This window comes from Thalassococcus sp. S3 (genome assembly GCF_004216475.1).
Lineage (GTDB): Bacteria > Pseudomonadota > Alphaproteobacteria > Rhodobacterales > Rhodobacteraceae.
Window position 1 is genome coordinate 817,167 of the sequence record NZ_CP022303.1, and the last position, 16,035, is coordinate 833,201.

At 61.8% G+C, this 16,035-nt stretch carries 16 protein-coding genes; 6 read left to right on the forward strand and 10 right to left on the reverse strand.

What is annotated here, in order from left to right; translation table 11 throughout:
* Nucleotides 1-14: 14 nt before the first annotated feature.
* The 9 genes from CFI11_RS04290 to mdh form a co-directional block, all read right to left on the reverse strand.
* On the reverse strand, nt 15-404 hold the full coding sequence (locus CFI11_RS04290; protein ID WP_130403399.1) for an MAPEG family protein: 390 nt from the start codon (nt 402-404) through the stop codon (nt 15-17).
* Nucleotides 404-970: a uracil-DNA glycosylase family protein gene (locus CFI11_RS04295; RefSeq protein WP_130403401.1), complete on the reverse strand. Its 567-nt coding sequence runs from the start codon at nt 968-970 to the stop codon at nt 404-406. Before CFI11_RS04295 ends, CFI11_RS04290 begins: the two co-directional genes overlap by 1 nt.
* Nucleotides 971-1,002: 32 nt before the next feature.
* A complete protein-coding gene (odhB, locus tag CFI11_RS04300; protein WP_130403403.1) occupies nt 1,003-2,511 on the reverse strand; it encodes a 2-oxoglutarate dehydrogenase complex dihydrolipoyllysine-residue succinyltransferase in 1,509 nt (502 codons plus the stop codon).
* Between the two features lie 3 nt (nt 2,512-2,514).
* Nucleotides 2,515-5,478, reverse strand: a complete 2,964-nt coding sequence (locus tag CFI11_RS04305; RefSeq protein WP_130403405.1) for a 2-oxoglutarate dehydrogenase E1 component — start codon at nt 5,476-5,478, stop codon at nt 2,515-2,517.
* A 288-nt stretch (nt 5,479-5,766) separates the two neighbouring features.
* Nucleotides 5,767-6,651, reverse strand: a complete 885-nt coding sequence (gene sucD / locus CFI11_RS04310; RefSeq protein WP_130403407.1) for a succinate--CoA ligase subunit alpha — start codon at nt 6,649-6,651, stop codon at nt 5,767-5,769.
* 220 nt (nt 6,652-6,871) lie between these two features.
* Nucleotides 6,872-7,540 carry a hypothetical protein gene (locus tag CFI11_RS04315; protein ID WP_130403409.1) on the reverse strand — a complete coding sequence of 223 codons (669 nt, stop codon included), beginning with the start codon at nt 7,538-7,540 and terminating at the stop codon, nt 6,872-6,874.
* 4 nt (nt 7,541-7,544) lie between these two features.
* The gene (gene sucC, locus CFI11_RS04320) at nt 7,545-8,738 is read right to left on the reverse strand and encodes an ADP-forming succinate--CoA ligase subunit beta (protein ID WP_130403411.1); all 1,194 of its coding nucleotides are present in this window, start codon (nt 8,736-8,738) and stop codon (nt 7,545-7,547) included.
* 217 nt (nt 8,739-8,955) lie between these two features.
* Complete coding sequence (locus tag CFI11_RS04325) at nt 8,956-9,888, reverse strand: adenylate/guanylate cyclase domain-containing protein (RefSeq protein WP_254449016.1); 933 nt, start codon at nt 9,886-9,888, stop codon at nt 8,956-8,958.
* 159 nt (nt 9,889-10,047) lie between these two features.
* Nucleotides 10,048-11,010: a malate dehydrogenase gene (mdh, locus tag CFI11_RS04330; RefSeq protein WP_130403413.1), complete on the reverse strand. Its 963-nt coding sequence runs from the start codon at nt 11,008-11,010 to the stop codon at nt 10,048-10,050.
* A gap of 163 nt (nt 11,011-11,173) precedes the next feature.
* On the opposite strand from mdh, the gene CFI11_RS04335 reads away from it, so the two are divergent.
* Nucleotides 11,174-11,929 carry a sulfite exporter TauE/SafE family protein gene (locus CFI11_RS04335; protein ID WP_130403415.1) on the forward strand — a complete coding sequence of 252 codons (756 nt, stop codon included), beginning with the start codon at nt 11,174-11,176 and terminating at the stop codon, nt 11,927-11,929.
* A gap of 28 nt (nt 11,930-11,957) precedes the next feature.
* Here CFI11_RS04335 and CFI11_RS04340 read toward each other — a convergent pair whose 3' ends face one another.
* Complete coding sequence (locus tag CFI11_RS04340; protein ID WP_130403417.1) at nt 11,958-12,269, reverse strand: hypothetical protein; 312 nt, start codon at nt 12,267-12,269, stop codon at nt 11,958-11,960.
* A gap of 310 nt (nt 12,270-12,579) precedes the next feature.
* On the opposite strand from CFI11_RS04340, the gene CFI11_RS04345 reads away from it, so the two are divergent.
* Genes CFI11_RS04345 through CFI11_RS04365 form a run of 5 tightly spaced genes read left to right on the forward strand, consistent with a single transcriptional unit; the run spans nt 12,580 to nt 15,943 of the window.
* Nucleotides 12,580-13,437 carry a CoA ester lyase gene (locus CFI11_RS04345; RefSeq protein ID WP_130409922.1) on the forward strand — a complete coding sequence of 286 codons (858 nt, stop codon included), beginning with the start codon at nt 12,580-12,582 and terminating at the stop codon, nt 13,435-13,437.
* A gap of 4 nt (nt 13,438-13,441) precedes the next feature.
* On the forward strand, nt 13,442-13,993 hold the full coding sequence (locus CFI11_RS04350; RefSeq protein ID WP_130403419.1) for an NnrU family protein: 552 nt from the start codon (nt 13,442-13,444) through the stop codon (nt 13,991-13,993).
* Complete coding sequence (locus tag CFI11_RS04355; RefSeq protein WP_130409923.1) at nt 13,990-14,193, forward strand: DUF1737 domain-containing protein; 204 nt, start codon at nt 13,990-13,992, stop codon at nt 14,191-14,193. The genes CFI11_RS04350 and CFI11_RS04355 overlap by 4 nt, the downstream gene beginning before the upstream one ends.
* A complete protein-coding gene (locus CFI11_RS04360; RefSeq protein WP_130403421.1) occupies nt 14,194-15,225 on the forward strand; it encodes a MaoC family dehydratase in 1,032 nt (343 codons plus the stop codon).
* 58 nt (nt 15,226-15,283) lie between these two features.
* Complete coding sequence (locus tag CFI11_RS04365; protein WP_130403423.1) at nt 15,284-15,943, forward strand: DUF1194 domain-containing protein; 660 nt, start codon at nt 15,284-15,286, stop codon at nt 15,941-15,943.
* Nucleotides 15,944-16,035: the final 92 nt, after the last annotated feature.

Sequence of the window (16,035 nt, forward strand, 5' to 3'; positions counted from 1 at the left end):
CTGTCGTTTTGAGGTTATATGAGGGCCGCCAAAAGCATGATCACGGTGGCGATGAAACCAACCCCCCAGATCACGCTGCGCCAAGGGGAGAGGCCCTGAGCATAGGCCGGGATATAGAGGATACGGGCGATCAGGTAAGCATGGGCGCAGGCCTGCGTGACAGCGCTGGATTGCTCGCCCAGTGTGACGACCACGACCGCGATGCTGAAAAGGATGAGCCCTTCGAAATGGTTGTTCATCGCCCGTTGCAGACGCCCGGCAAGGCCGGTCAGTTCGATCTTTTCATCGCGTGGCCCAAGCGCCCTTTCGGTGCCAACCTGAAGGTTCGCGGCGACGGAGTAGAAGACGAATTGCACGACCTGAAGCAGACCGGCGAGGGCGAGGACGGTGAGTTCGGTTGTCATCACGCAGCATGCTCCAGATGAGAGAGATTTTGCAGGGCCATGGTGATTTGCGCCGCTTTGCTTCGCAGGTTCGCGCCGCGCGCACTCGGATGCGAGACCGGCAGGTGAGGAATGCCAAAACGGCAGCAGGCTGACTGTGCCGCGCGACCCAGAGCGATAACGGGCCGACCTGCGACCTCGTGGCGGGTGATGGCGTCAAAAGAGGCCTCGATATCCCGACGCGGCACCTGTGCGGAGCGCGTGGCCGGGAGCAGGTGGAAGGCGTGGGTGAGATAGATCTGGTTACGGGCAAGTCCCGCATCCGCGAGCGCACGATCCAGGACCCGGTTGAACAGCATGTCCGGCAGGTAACCCAAGCGCATCAATTCGACTTTGCGCGTGCGGGCGGAGGGTGCGTCCAGCCAGTTGTAGCTGATTAGAACAGGCCCGCACGTCGATCCGCAGCTTTGCTGATAGGGGCTGACCCAGGGACCGTCGAACCCAGCCTCTGCATAGCTGACATAGCCCGGCCGCGTAAAAGCGCGGCGGCGGGCAATCAGGATATGTCGATCGGGGCTGTCGGTCATCAATGTACTCGATCGGGCACGTGTTTCCGGGCTTAAAGATCCATGAGCAGGCGGCGGGGGTCTTCCAGCGCTTCCTTGACGCGGACGAGGAAGGTGACCGCGCCTTTGCCGTCGACGATGCGGTGGTCGTAGCTGAGGGCGAGATACATCATGGGGCGGATCTTGATCTCGCCGCCGATCACCATCGGACGGTCCTGGATCTTGTGCATGCCGAGGATGCCGGATTGGGGTGGGTTCAGGATCGGCGAGGACATCAGCGAGCCGTAGACGCCGCCGTTGGAGATGGTGAAGGTGCCGCCTTGCATTTCGGCCATCGACAGTTTGCCGTCACGCGCGCGTTTGCCTTTTTCGGCGATGGCCTTTTCGATCTCGGCAAAGGACATCTGGTCGGCGTCGCGGATCACGGGCACAACGAGACCCTGGGGCGTACCGGCGGCCACGCCCATATGGACGAAGTTCTTGTAGACGATGTCGGTGCCGTCGATCTCGGCATTGACCTCGGGCACTTCCTTGAGCGCGTGGCAGCAGGCCTTGGTGAAGAAGGACATGAAGCCGAGGCGAACGCCGTGCTTTTTCTCGAACATGTCTTTGTACTGGCTGCGCAGGGCCATGACCTCGGTCATGTCGACCTCGTTAAAGGTCGTCAGGATCGCGGCGGTGTTCTGGGCGTCCTTGAGGCGTTTGGCGATGGTCTGGCGCAGGCGGGTCATCTTGACCCGCTCCTCACGCGCGGCGTCATCCGCCGGGACGGGCGCACGCGGGATCGGGGTGGGAGCAGGCGCCTCGGCCTTGGCGGGAGCGGAGGTCAGGGCCTTGGCCACGTCGTCTTTCATGATGCGACCGTCCCGGCCCGTGCCGGTGACGGCATCAGCGCTGATCCCGGCTGCGGCCATGGCTTTCTGAGCGGAGGGCGCGTGTTCGATGTCCTTGCCGTTTGCCGCAGGTGCTGGCGCGGGCGCGGAGGGGGCTGCAGCGGCGGGTGCCACTGCTGCGCCCGAACCGGAGAGGATGGCGAGTTTGCCGCTGGCTTCGACGGTGCTGCCTTCGGGGGCGATGATTTCAGAGAGGACGCCTGCGATCGGGGCGGGGACCTCGACGCTGACTTTGTCGGTTTCCAGCTCGCAGAGCATTTCATCCTGCGCGACGCTGTCGCCGACAGCCTTGAACCAGGTGCTGACGGTGGCTTCGGTGACCGACTCGCCCAGGGTCGGGACCATGACGTCGGTTGTGGCGCTTGTGCCGGGGGCCTCCTCCGCCCCTTGCGGGGCGTCGTCGGGTTTGGCGGCAGTGGGCGCGGCAGCGGCGCCTTCGGTGATCGTGGCGAGCAGTGCGTCGACGCCGACCGTCTCGCCTTCGGCGGCCACGATCTCACCCATCGTGCCGGCCGACGGGCTGGGCACTTCGACGGTGACCTTGTCGGTTTCCAGCTCGCACAGCATCTCGTCAACCGCCACGGCGTCGCCGGGTTTTTTGAACCAGGTGGCGACGGTGGCTTCGGTCACGGATTCGCCCAAGGTGGGGACGCGGACTTCGGTGGTCATGGCTTAGCTTCCTTTGATCGTCAGCGCATCGTTCACGAGGGCTGCTTGTTGGGCTTTATGCTGGCTCGCGAGGCCCGTTGCGGGCGAGGCGGAGGTGGCGCGGCCCACGTAGTCGGGGCGCTTGTACTTGGCGTCGATGCGGCTGAGCACCCATTCGATATTGGGCTCGATGAACGACCAGGGCCCTTGGTTCTTGGGCTCTTCCTGGCACCAGATCATCTCTGCGCCTTTGAACCGCTCAAGCTCCTTCACGAGGCTGATGGCCGGGAAGGGGTAGAATTGCTCGATCCGGAGGAGGTAGACGTCGTCGATCCCGCGTGCGTCGCGTTCTTCGAGAAGGTCGTAATAGACCTTGCCGGAGCACATCACGACGCGTTTGATCTGGTCGTCGGGCACCAGCTCGGTGTCGGAATTGCCTTTCTCTGCATCGTCCCAGAGGACCCGGTGGAAAGAGGAGCCGATGGTGAAATCCGCGGTCTCGGAGATCGCCAGCTTGTGACGCAGCAGCGATTTCGGCGTCATCAGGATGAGCGGTTTGCGGAAATCTCGGTGCAACTGGCGCCGCAGGATGTGGAAATAGTTCGCAGGCGTCGAGCAGTTGGCAACGATCCAGTTGTCCTGACCGCACATCTGCAGAAAACGCTCAAGCCGGGCGGAGGAATGTTCCGGACCCTGGCCCTCATAGCCGTGAGGAAGGAGGACGACGAGGCCGGACATGCGAAGCCACTTGCTTTCCCCCGAGGAGATGAACTGGTCGAACATGATCTGGGCGCCGTTGGCGAAATCGCCGAATTGCGCTTCCCAAGCGACAAGCGCGTTCGGTTCGGCGAGCGAGTAACCGTATTCGAATCCAAGCACGGCATATTCGCTGAGCATCGAATCGATGACTTCGTAATTGGCCTGTCCCTCGCGAACATGATTGAGCGGGTAATACCGCTCTTCGGTGTCCTGATTGATGATGCCGGAATGACGCTGGCTGAACGTACCGCGGGTGCTGTCCTGACCGGCCAGGCGCACAGGGTAGCCTTCGGTCAGGAGCGAGCCGAAGGCCAGAGCCTCTGCCGTGGCCCAGTCAAAGCCTTGACCTGTCGCAAACATCTCTTTCTTGGCCTCGAGCAGGCGGCCCACTGTCTTGTGAACCGGAAAGCCTTCGGGCAGGCGGGTGAGCGCTTCGCCCACCTCCTTCATGGTGGAGGGTTCGATGGCGGTTTTGCCGCGCTCATATTCCTCGCCCCGGCGGTCGAGATGGGACCAGCGGCCATCCAGCCAATCGGCCTTGTTGGGTTTGTAGTCGCGCCCGGCCTCGAATTCCTCGTTCAGGTGGGCCTGGAAAGCGGCTTTCATATCCTCGATCTCGCCCTCGGGGATCAGACCGTCCTTGACCAGCCGTTCGGTATAGAGGCTGAGCGTGGTTTTGTGGGTCTTGATCCTTTTGTACATCATCGGGTTGGTGAACATGGGCTCATCGCCCTCGTTATGGCCAAACCGGCGGTAGCAGAAGATGTCGATCACGACGTCCTTGTTGAACTTCTGGCGGAACTCGGTGGCGACCTTGGCGGCATGCACCACAGCCTCGGGATCGTCGCCGTTCACGTGGAAGATCGGCGCCTCGACCATCAGCGCGATGTCGGTGGGATAGGGGCTGGAACGCGAGAAGTGCGGGGCGGTGGTAAAGCCGATTTGGTTGTTCACCACGATATGCATCGTGCCGCCGGTGCGGTGGCCGCGCAGGCCCGAGAGGCCGAACCCTTCGGCCACGACGCCCTGGCCGGCAAAGGCCGCATCACCATGGAGCAGGATGGGCAAAACGGCGGTGCGGTCATGGTCGTTCAACTGATCCTGTTTGGCGCGCGCCTTTCCGAGAACAACGGGGTTCACGGCTTCGAGGTGAGAGGGGTTCGCGGTGAGCGACAGGTGGACGGAATTGCCATCGAATTCACGGTCCGACGAGGCGCCGAGATGGTATTTCACGTCACCCGAGCCGTCGACCTCGTCGGGTTTGAAGCTGCCGCCCTGGAATTCATTGAAGATCGCGCGGTAAGGCTTTTTCATCACGTTGGCCAGCACCGACAGGCGCCCGCGGTGGGGCATGCCGATGACGATCTCACGCACGCCGAGCGCGCCGCCGCGCTTGATGATCTGCTCCATCGCGGGGATCAGGCTTTCGCCGCCGTCCAGACCAAAGCGTTTGGTGCCCATGTATTTGACATGGAGGAATTTTTCGAAGCCCTCGGCCTCGACCATCTTGTTCAGGATCGCCTTGCGGCCTTCGCGGGTGAACTGGATTTCCTTGCCAAACCCCTCGATCCGTTCTTTCAGCCAAGCGGCTTCCTCGGGGTTCGAAATGTGCATGTACTGCAGCGCGAAGGTGCCGCAATAGGTGCGTTTGACGATCTCGACAATCTGGCGGATCGAGGCGACCTGCAGGCCCAGAACGTTGTCGATAAAGATCGGACGGTCCATGTCGGCTTCGGTGAAGCCATAGGATTTCGGATCAAGCTCGGGGTGCGGGGTGTGGTCACGCATGCCCAGCGGGTCAAGCTCGGCAACAAGGTGCCCCCGGATCCGGTAGGCGCGGATCAGCATGAGCGCGCGGATACTGTCGAGCACGGCGCGCTTGATCTGGTCTTCGGAGACGGGCACGCCCTGTTCGGCAGCCTTTTCGGCGATCTTCTTACCCGCGGCCTTGGTCTCTGCCGCTGTCTCTCCCCACTCGCCGGTCAGCGCGCTCGTCAAGTCATCCGCGGGCACCGGGGGCCAATCGCTACGCGCCCAGGAGGGGCCTTGTGCGTCGGCCTTCACGTCCAGTTCCGCATCCCCCATCTGCCGGAAAAACGAAGCCCAGGCCTCATCCACAGCGTTGGGATCGCCGGCATATTGGGCGTAGAGCTGTTCGAGGTATTCCGCATTGTGCCCCTGCATGAAGCTTGAGGCATGGAAGACGTCGTTGGGGGATTGTTCGGTCATTGGATCACCTTCCTGGTCAGTGGAACCACGCCATCCAGCGCGGGAACTCGATAAATTGATAAAGGACGTACCAGACAGCGAAGAGGCCGACGAACGAGAGCAGGCCTACCAAGGCTGGAAAAGCTTGGTCTTTGCCCGCGTTCTGGTCCCAAGAGAAAGCGGAAAAGCCCCCAATAATGGGATCGTGTCGATCAGAACTCATGTCCTGTCTGCAGGTGCCGCCGGGCAGCCTCAGACAGCCTCTGGTAAGGGGCGCTGTCTGCAAAGCATATGCCCGGCCTCTTTGGATCATCCCTTGATCGCCTCCAGCACGGCTTCGCCCAATTGGGCGGGGCTTTCGGCCACGACGATGCCGGCGGATTTCATTGCTTCGATCTTGTCTTCGGCGCCGCCCTTGCCGCCGGCGACAATGGCGCCGGCATGGCCCATGCGACGGCCCGGAGGGGCGGTGCGGCCGGCGATGAAGCCAGCGGTCGGCTTCCAGCGGCCTTTCTTTTTCTCGTCGGCCAGGAATTGAGCGGCTTCTTCCTCGGCGGACCCGCCGATCTCTCCGATCATGATGATGCTTTCGGTCTCGTCATCGGCCAGGAACCACTCCAGAACGTCGAGATGTTCGGTGCCCTTGATCGGGTCGCCGCCAATGCCCACGCAGGTCGACTGACCCAGGCCCACATCCGTTGTCTGTTTCACGGCTTCGTATGTAAGCGTGCCGGACCGGCTCACAACACCTACGCTGCCGCGTTTGTGAATATGGCCGGGCATAATGCCGATCTTGCAGGCATCGGGGGTGATGACACCGGGGCAGTTGGGGCCGATCAGGCGAGAGCTGGAGCTTTCCAATGCGCGCTTGACCTTCATCATGTCGAGCACCGGAATACCTTCGGTGATGCAGACGATGACCTCCATCTCGGCATCGATCGCTTCGAGGATCGAGTCCGCCGCGAAGGGGGGCGGAACGTAGATCACCGACGCATTGGCTTCGGTCACGGCCTTGGCTTCATGCACAGAGTTGAAGACAGGCAGGCCCAGATGCTCCATCCCGCCTTTGCCGGGGGTCACACCGCCCACCATCTTGGTGCCGTAGGCGATGGCCTGCTCGGTATGGAATGTGCCTTGTGAGCCGGTGAGCCCCTGGCAGATGACTTTGGTGTTTTCGTCGATGAGGACGGCCATGCGTTAAGGTCCTTAGATTGTGGAGTGTGACGGGCGCGGCAGCGTCAAGCTCCTGCCCACCGCGTTGATCATTTTGATACGAGAGTGGCAGCATCCGAGCCCGTTTTTCCGGCGCCCCATTCGGAGACCGCTTGTCACGTGCATCGCCTCATGAGCGTCGCGGCTTGGGCGATCGCTATATGGGGATATCTCAGGCACGGTTGATAATCCGATCTCTTGGTTAGGGGGCAAGGATGCCGATGGCGTAGGTCGTGCCAGCGCCAAACGTGGTCGCGACACTGGGCGTGCCGAAATAGAGCAGGCGCGGAGGGCCAGGGACGCCGAAGGCTTGTTCAAAGCCAAGCACGTTGTTTCCTGGCAGTTCCTCCACACCCGGTTTGGCGCGCATTGCCTGAGCAAAGTCGGCTTTCAACGCGTCACTGGTAGGCGCCACGATGCTGCAGGCGACAGGCTCGCCAGTATCGGCGAAGGCTTGCAGACCGATTGCGTAGCCGGCATCTGGGTTTTCATAAAGTGTGCCGATGGTGCCATCCCCCACGGTGACTTTCTGTGGGTTTTCCGTAAATCCGGCCTGCCTGAAAGCGGCGGCTGCCGTGCCAAGACTTTCGGCATTTGCCACGCAGAATTGGTCAAGCGCCGCAACAGCGGAGACTGCCGGTGCGGACTGATCCAGAGCAGGTTGCGGCGTAGAGGTGGCGGCACCGACAGGGATCGGCTGGCCCTGGGGGCCACACTCCAATGCATCGGGCGACGCGGCCCGCATGTATTGCTGTCCAAGGGCTGAGACATTGGAACAGGTATATTGCGTGCCGTCGCGTGGCCCGAAGAGTGCGCAACCACTCAACAGGACCAGCGCACAAGCGCCTGTCGCAGTGAAAGCTCCGCGCATCGGCCTAGCCCTTAACGGCTTTCACGATTTTTTCGGCACCGTCCTTGAGGTTGTCGGCGGCGATTACGTCGAGGCCCGACGTGTTAATAATCTCCTTGCCTTTTTCGACATTGGTCCCTTCCAGGCGCACAACCAGCGGCACTTGCAGGCCAACCTCTTTCACGGCGGCCACAACCCCTTCGGCAATCACATCGCAGCGCATGATGCCGCCGAAGATGTTCACCAGGATACCTTTGACATTGGGGTCGGATGTGATGATCTTGAACGCTTCGGTCACCTTCTCCTTCGTGGCGCCGCCGCCCACGTCGAGGAAGTTGGCAGGCTCCGCCCCGTAAAGCTTGATGATGTCCATTGTGGCCATGGCCAGGCCAGCGCCGTTCACCATGCAGCCGATTTCACCGTCGAGCGCGATGTAATTCAGGTCGTATTTGGAGGCTTCCAGCTCCTTGGGATCTTCTTCGGTCTCGTCACGCAGTTCCGCGATGTCGGCATGGCGGTAGATCGCGTTGCCGTCAAAGCCCATCTTGGCGTCGAGGCATTTCAGGTCGCCGCTGTTAGTCACGATCAGCGGATTGATCTCCAGCATCTCCATGTCTTTTTCGACGAACATCTTGTAGAGCGTCGCCATTAGCCCCACGCATTGTTTAATCTGCTTGCCTTCGAGGCCCAGCATGAAAGCGATGCGGCGACCGTGATAGGCTTGATACCCGGTGGCCGGATCGACCGAGAAGGACAGGATTTTCTCGGGCGTCTCTGCTGCGACCTCTTCGATATCCATGCCGCCCTCGGTCGAGCAGACAAAGGAGATGCGGGAGGTCTGGCGGTCTACCAGAAGGGCCAGATACATCTCGGTCTGGATGCCGGAACCGTCTTCGATGTAGATGCGGTTGACCTGCTTGCCCGCCGGGCCGGTCTGGTGCGTGACCAGCGTGCGGCCCAGCATCTTCTTGGCTTCTTCGGCGGCTTCCTCGACCGATTTGGTCAGGCGCACGCCGCCTTTTTCGCCGGCATCCGCCTCTTTGAACGATCCCTTGCCGCGGCCGCCTGCGTGGATCTGTGCCTTGACCACCCAAAGCGGGCCATCCATCTCGCCAGCGGCTGTTTTCGCCTCATCGGCCTTGAGAACAACGCGGCCGTCCGAGACCGGCGCCCCGTAACTGCGAAGAAGCGCCTTGGCCTGATATTCGTGGATGTTCATGAAAACTGTCCCGTCTAGATGCGTTTGACCGGTGGTATACGACCGGTGTTTAGGACGGGTTAAACGATATTTTGCCGCAGGACAGCGTTCTTGAGGGAAAAAGCGACATTTGTGATCACACGTTTAAATCGTGTGATCACAAAGATCGTTAACAGCGCGAAGGATGAGCGGAGTTTCACCGGTGCTGCGAGGGAATCGCAGGGTGCAATGGCGCGGATCAGGCCTTGGACCGTCGCTTTTTCCACAAAAGTGTCACACCGAACGCGGCTGCCGGGATCAGCGCCCAAGGCGGCGCGGGCATCGTGAAAAGGTTGATCATCACCAGGGCGCCCACCAAAAGGCCGCCTCGCCAGAGCTTGGGATCGTCCTTGGTTCGGGGCAGCATCGGCATCGCGCGCCAGCCGACATCCATCGCGGCGGCAAGGGCCACCCAATGGACAAAGAAATTCGGCCCGAAGATCAGGTCGATCACCGTTATCGCGGCAAGGCCCGTGCCGGTCTTTTTGGCATAGCTCGCAAGATTATCGCAGGCTTCGTCCTGGGCAGGCGATGGTGGCGCGGGCTGGGCACGTCTTTCTTCGATCAGCGTCCGGGCGGGAACCTTGACCTGGGGGGCGAGGCTGTGCAGCGGGTCTGGCAGACCGGGCGCGGAGACGCGGTAGACGGGCACCTCATCCTCCATGTTCTTGGGCCGCGTCGTGCCGAGTGGTTCAAACCCAACTCTCAGCTTGGAGCGGACCTGATCATAGACCTGCTGGGAGAGTAGGATGCCGCCCGGTTCGGCCATGGATTGCAGCCGCGCGGCGAGGTTCACCCCTTCGCCCAGCAGGTCCTGTCCATCGACGATGACATCGCCCAGATGCAAGCCGATCCGAAAGCGCAGCGCCGCCGGATCATCGACTTTCAACTCTTTCTGGACTTCGATGGCGCAATTGACCGCCTCGATCACCGAGGGAAACTCGGCAATCAGACCGTCACCGGCGGTGTTGGCGATGCGACCCCTGTGGCGTGTGATGAACTTGGCAAAGACATCGCGCGCCTGATGGAGCGCGCCATAAGTGCCCACCTCGTCCATCCCCATCCGACCGCTGAAATTCTCGGCGTCGGCGGCCAGGATCGTGGTCAGCTTGCGTTCCAATTCGCCCGCCATGTTTATCTCGCCGCTTTCCATTGGGCGCCTTTGGATGGAATTTTGAAATCACGGGACCGTGAATGCCCTTCATGTGGGCGACGATCCAAGAAATGTGAAGACCTTTAACAAAAAAGGCCGGGCGATGCACCCGGCCTTGATCGTGACATGATGTCCGGCTTAGCCAAGCGTGCTGTCGATGCCTTTGCAGGCGTCCACCAGGCCTTTGACCGCGTTTACGGAGTTGTCGAACATGGCCTGCTCGTCCTTGGTCATCTTGATGTCGATGACCTTCTCGACGCCGCCCGCGCCGATCACGGTCGGCACACCGACATACATACCCTTCAGGCCCAAGGCGCCATCGACATAGGCCGCACAGGGCAGGACCCGCTTTTGGTCTTTTAGGTAAGCCTCGGCCATTTCGATGGCCGATGTCGCGGGTGCGTAGAAGGCAGAGCCGGTTTTCAGAAGGCCCACGATCTCGGCCCCGCCATCACGGGTGCGCTGGATGATGCTGTCGAGCTTTTCCTGCGTGGTCCAGCCCATCGACACCAGATCGGGCAGCGGGATGCCGGCCACGGTGGAATAACGCGCCAGAGGCACCATTGTGTCACCGTGCCCGCCCAGAACAAAAGCGGTGACGTCTTTCATCGACACGCCGAATTCGAGGCTGAGGAAGTGGCGGAAGCGGGCACTGTCGAGAACGCCGGCCATGCCGCAGACTTTCTCATGCGGCAGTCCGGAAAACTCGCGCAGGGCCCAGACCATCGCGTCGAGCGGGTTGGTGATGCAGATGACAAAGGCGTCGGGCGCATGATCGCGGATGCCTTCGCCGACGGATTTCATGACCTTGAGGTTGATCCCCAGCAGATCGTCACGGCTCATCCCCGGTTTGCGGGGCACCCCGGCAGTGACGATGCAGACATCGGCGCCGGCGATGTCTTCGTAGGATTGCGTGCCGGAGAGCGCGGCGTCGAAGCCTTCGGAGGGACCGGATTCCGCGATGTCGAGCGCCTTGCCTTCGGGGATGCCCTCGGCAATGTCAAAGAGCACCACGTCGCCCAGTTCCTTCAGAGCTGCAAGGTGGGCGAGCGTGCCGCCGATTTGACCTGCGCCGATCAGCGCAATCTTGGGTCTGGCCATGGGATCTGTCTCCGGTCCATTTGCAATTTCGGCGGTTGCCTAGTGCGGAACGGGGCGCCGCGCAAGGGTTCTGCGCTGCGGCGTCGCAGCGCGGGATGGGTGTTCGCGGCTCAGGGAACAGGCTAAAGCGGTGAGAGTCCATGCAATTCCGGGGATACGGGCGGTGTTGGAACTGAATGCGTTGTTTTTCGCCGTCGCCGGGCCCGCGGTGGTCTTTGCAGGCATCTCCAAGGGGGGCTTTGGATCGGGCGCGGCCTTTGCCTCGGCCTCGATTCTGGCGCTGATCCTTGAGCCGGGACTGGCCTTGGGCGTGATGCTGCCGCTTCTGATGCTGATCGATGTGTCCACCCTGCGTCCCTATTGGGGCAAATGGAGCTGGCCGGATGCAAAGCTGCTGATCGTCGGTGGCGTGCCCGGCGTGGCCCTTGGCGCGCTGCTCTATCAGGTGGCGAATGCAGATGTATTCCGGTTGCTGATCGGGGGCATCTCGATCGGGTTCGTGCTGTGGCAATTGACGCAGTCACGGGGGCTGATCCGCGCAGCGGCGCGGAAGCTGCCAGCCTGGGCGGGATTGTCAGCGGGGCTGGTGGCAGGGTTCACGAGCTTTGTCAGCCACGCGGGTGGCCCGCCGGCGGCGGTCTACATGCTGTCGCAACGGCTGACCAAAACCGAATTTCAGGCCACGACCGTGCTGCTTTTCTGGGTGATCAATATCGTGAAGTTCATCCCCTACGCCGCGTTGGGGATGTTCACCGCGCAGACGGCTCTGGCCAATCTGCTGCTCGCCCCCTTCGCGCTGCTGGGCGCTTGGCTGGGGGTCAAGGCCCACCGGATCGTGCCGGAATGGCTCTTTTTCCGGGTGACCTATGTCCTGCTGACCCTCACCGGGTCCAAGCTGATCTGGGATGCGCTGACGTAGGGTGGACCTGGGGTCCACCCGTGGGGCTTCACGCGTCGTTGCCCTTCGCCGGCAGCGCTTCGGCCAGGGTTTCATAGGCCTGACCGGAGGCCACGAGACAGGTCATGCCGTTGGGCAAGGTGACCGTGATGGTCCAAGTGCCCGTCTCTTCCGACGCAAAGACCTCAACCACCTGGTTGTTGCCACCCAGACCGATACTTTGCCGCGTCTCGCCGTATTTTCCGTTCAGACGCTCCACCACCATCTCGCGCGGGGCGCAGTTGCGGGTGCCTTGTGCAGCTGCATCCTGTGCGGCCAGCGCCAGCGCGCCAAAGGCCATTGTCATCAAAACCGTTTTCATCGCCTTCACCTTTCTCCGTGATCATGCCGGCGGGTCCGTTCTGGCCCTGTGCGGCATGGGCATCGGGCCCTTGGGATCTGTGTCGGATGGGCTGCTCTTCTCGGTTCATGGCCCCTGATGCGAACCGGCCCCTTTCGATCTGTCCGATGGCAAAACCCTGCCCCGGCACCGCTGAAAGTCCGGTTAACGCCACGCACGCTCATACATCTCAAGAGGTTAGCGCTATAATTGCTGCGACGCAGCGATTGGCTCTTGAACTTTTTGGCAAACAATGCCCCTGTCCGCGCAACAAAATGACCTGGAGGCCTTCATGGATCACCGCGCCCGCCCGTACCGTTCCGTTCTCTATATCCCCGGCTCGAAAGACCGGGCGCTGGACAAGGCGCGCAGCCTGCCCGTGGACGCGATCATCTTCGATCTCGAAGACGCGGTGACGGCAGAGGAGAAAGCGAATGCACGCGAGACGCTGAAAGCCGCACTTGCGCAGGGTGGCTATGGCGGACGGACGCGGATCGTGCGGATCAACGGGCTCGACACCGAATGGGGTCGCGCGGATGCCGAAGCGGTCGCGCAGATGGATGCAGAGGCCGTGCTGCTGCCCAAGGTGAATGCGGCGGCCGACGTGGATGCGCTGGCCGAGATCACCGGGGACCTGCCGATCTGGGCGATGATGGAGACACCTTTGGGGATGCTCAACGCGGCCGAGATCGCGGCGCATCCCAAGCTGCAGGGCTTCGTGATGGGCACGAATGACCTTGCAAAGGAACTCAACACCCGATTCCGCGCGGATCGGGAGCCTTTGCTGGCTTCGCTTGGGCTCTGCCTGATTGCCGCCAAGGCGCATGGCGTGATCGCGATCGACGGGGTTTATAACGCGTTCAAGGACGCAGATGGCCTGCGGGTTGAGTGCCAGCAGGGCCGCGACATGGGTTTCGACGGCAAGACTCTGATCCATCCCGCCCAGGTCGATGTGACGAACGAGGAATACGCACCCTCCGAGGCCGAGATCGACCTCGCGCGCCGCCAGATCGCCGCGTTCGAGGAAATCGAGGCGCAAGGGCAGGGTGTGGCTGTTGTCGACGGAAAAATTGTGGAAAACCTTCATGTAGCCACCGCCCGCGAGACCTTGGCCAAGGCCGAGGCGATCGCCAGCTTGCAAATGGAGTGACCACATGGCCCTTATGATCCTTGGAGTGCTGCTTTGGATCGCAGCGCATTCCTTCAAACGCGCGCTTCCGGATCAAAGGGCGTCCCTGGGCGATCCCGGCAAGGGGCTGGTCGCCGTTGTCATCGTCGTTGGTATCGTGCTGATGGTCATCGGCTACCGGCAAGCGGATTTCATCTATGTGTGGGCGCCGCCGACCTTCATGGTGCATATCAACAACCTGCTGATGTTGATCGCGATTTTTCTGTTCAGCCCGGCGGCAAAACGGGGCCGCGTCCTGCACGGAATGCGTCACCCAATGCTGACAGGCTTCAAGACATGGGCCATCGCGCACCTGCTGGTGAACGGGGATCTGGCGTCGATCATCCTTTTCGGTGGCCTGCTGGCCTGGGCCGTGGCCGAGGTGATCGTGATCAACAGGTCCGAGCCCGACTGGGCGCCCGAGGGCGCACCGGGCACCATCGCCAAGGACGCGATGTTCCTTGTCGGATCGGTGATCCTGCTTGCCATCATCGGCTATATCCATTTCTGGCTGGGTGTGTGGCCCTTCCCCTCATGAAGCTCTACCGGTTTCTGAGCGAGGACGACACGTCGGCCTTTTGCCACAAGGTCAGCGCGGCGCTGGGTGCGGGCTGGGCGCTTTACGGGCAACCCACCTATGCCTTTGACGCCAAACGCGGCGTGATGCGCTGCGGGCAGGCGGTGACCAAGGACGTGGCGGGCGAGTATAGCCCGGATCTGAAACTAGGAGACCAGTGAATGGCCAAGACCAATGCGGGCCGCTTTTTCGAAGATTATCAGATGGGTCAGGTCCTCACCCATGCCGTGCCGCGCACCGTGTCGGGGGGCGAGCGCGCGCTTTATCACGCGCTCTACCCGGCGCGCCACGCGCTTTATTCGTCGGACGCCTTCGCGCAGGCCTGCGGGCTGGAGGCGAGCCCCATCGACGATATGGCGGCCTTCCACGTGGTCTTTGGCAAGACGGTGCCGGACGTGTCGCTGAATGCGGTGGCCAACCTGGGCTATGCGGAGGGGCGCTGGCTAAAGCCGGTTCATGCGGGCGATACGCTGCGCTCGACCTCTGAAGTGATCGGGCTGAAGCAGAACTCTAACGGGAAGACCGGTGTCGTTTATGTCCGCACGCGGGGCATGAACCAACGGGACGAGGTCGTGCTGGATTATGTGCGGTGGGTCATGGTGCGTAAGCGCGATGCGGATGCTGCGGCGCCGGAGACGGTGCTGCCGGATCTGGCCAAAAGCGTCGCGGCAGAGGATCTGGTGATCCCGGAGGGTCTCGATTTCACCGGCTATGATTTCGATCTGGCCGGAGAGCCGCATCGCTGGGCTGACTACGAAGTGGGCGAGCAGATCGACCATGTCGATGGTGTGACCATCGAAGAAGCCGAGCACATGATGGCCACGCGTCTGTGGCAGAACACGGCCAAGGTGCATTTCGACGCGACCTTCCGGCCCGATGGGCAGCGACTGATCTATGGCGGGCACGTGATCTCCATGGCGCGCGCGCTCAGCTTTAACGGGCTTGCCAATGCGCAGATGGTGGTGGCGCTGAATGCCGGTGCTCATGCGAACCCCTGTTTTTCTGGCGACACGATCAAGGCCTGGTCGGAGGTTCTGGACAAGGCTGACACGCCCGCGCCGGGTGTGGGCGCGCTGCGCCTGCGTCTGGTGGCGACAAAAGGCGGCCTGCCCTTCACGCTTCGGGGCGAGGACGGAAAGTACGATCCCAACGTATTGCTGGATCTCGACTATTGGGCGTTGGTGCCACAATAAGCCGCCCCTGCCCGATTTGTGATAGCGCTAGAGAGGCGGGCGCGGTTAGGCTCGCCTCATGCCCATTCTGCGCGCCCTTTGTCTGAGCTTCGGTCTGAGCGCCCCGGCACTGGCTTGCGATCTTGCGCTGGCCCTGGCCGTGGATGTGTCGGGGTCTGTCGACACGCGTGAATTCAACGTTCAGATGCGGGGCCTGGCCGCTGGCTTGCGGGACCCGGTCGTGTCCGAAGCTCTGGTGCGCGGGCAGGTTCATCTGATGCTGATCCAGTGGACAGGCGCATCGCGTCAGCGCGTCACGATCCCATGGACAGCGATCACCTCATTTGACGATGTCGAGACTTTTGCGCGGCGTGTCGAGGAGGACATGCGGGTCTGGCGCAATTATTCGACAGCCATCGGAGAGGCCCTGGCCGTCACCCTCGAAAAATTCGACGACGTGCCCCATTGTGCGCGCCATTTGATCGACCTGTCCGGGGACGGGGCGTCGAACGAAGGTGTGAAACCGCTTGAACAACACGGTGCCTTGAAGGCGGCGAAGATCACGGTGAACGCCATCGCCATCGAGGAGAGCGAGGCGCACCTGACCGATTACTTCTTTGAGAACGTGATTGTCGGCGAAGGGGCCTTTGTGGTGACCGCCAACAGCTTCGACGAATACCCTGAAAAGATCCGGAGGAAACTGTTGCGAGAGGTGACCCGGCAGACCGCCCGGAACTGACACAGAGTCACCAATTGTAACGAATCTATGGAGTCGTTAACAAAGTTGGGGGAAGCGGGAATCGTTGGTACGAAAGGGTTGGCATGACGCAA

Bases quoted from the DNA above. Each gene is read 5' to 3' on its own strand.
- mdh (WP_130403413.1), bottom strand. From the start codon at position 11,010: ATGGCCAGACCCAAGATTGCGCTGATCGGCGCAGGTCAAATCGGCGGC.
- CFI11_RS04345 (WP_130409922.1), top strand. From the start codon at position 12,580: ATGGATCACCGCGCCCGCCCGTACCGTTCCGTTCTCTATATCCCCGGC.
- CFI11_RS04325 (WP_254449016.1), bottom strand. From the start codon at position 9,888: ATGGCGGGCGAATTGGAACGCAAGCTGACCACGATCCTGGCCGCCGAC.
- CFI11_RS04315 (WP_130403409.1), bottom strand. From the start codon at position 7,540: ATGCGCGGAGCTTTCACTGCGACAGGCGCTTGTGCGCTGGTCCTGTTG.
- CFI11_RS04290 (WP_130403399.1), bottom strand. From the start codon at position 404: ATGACAACCGAACTCACCGTCCTCGCCCTCGCCGGTCTGCTTCAGGTC.
- sucD (WP_130403407.1), bottom strand. From the start codon at position 6,651: ATGGCCGTCCTCATCGACGAAAACACCAAAGTCATCTGCCAGGGGCTC.
- CFI11_RS04355 (WP_130409923.1), top strand. From the start codon at position 13,990: ATGAAGCTCTACCGGTTTCTGAGCGAGGACGACACGTCGGCCTTTTGC.
- CFI11_RS04360 (WP_130403421.1), top strand. From the start codon at position 14,194: ATGGCCAAGACCAATGCGGGCCGCTTTTTCGAAGATTATCAGATGGGT.
- CFI11_RS04340 (WP_130403417.1), bottom strand. From the start codon at position 12,269: ATGAAAACGGTTTTGATGACAATGGCCTTTGGCGCGCTGGCGCTGGCC.
- odhB (WP_130403403.1), bottom strand. From the start codon at position 2,511: ATGACCACCGAAGTCCGCGTCCCCACCTTGGGCGAATCCGTGACCGAA.
- CFI11_RS04295 (WP_130403401.1), bottom strand. From the start codon at position 970: ATGACCGACAGCCCCGATCGACATATCCTGATTGCCCGCCGCCGCGCT.
- CFI11_RS04350 (WP_130403419.1), top strand. From the start codon at position 13,442: ATGGCCCTTATGATCCTTGGAGTGCTGCTTTGGATCGCAGCGCATTCC.
- sucC (WP_130403411.1), bottom strand. From the start codon at position 8,738: ATGAACATCCACGAATATCAGGCCAAGGCGCTTCTTCGCAGTTACGGG.
- CFI11_RS04305 (WP_130403405.1), bottom strand. From the start codon at position 5,478: ATGACCGAACAATCCCCCAACGACGTCTTCCATGCCTCAAGCTTCATG.
- CFI11_RS04365 (WP_130403423.1), top strand. From the start codon at position 15,284: ATGCCCATTCTGCGCGCCCTTTGTCTGAGCTTCGGTCTGAGCGCCCCG.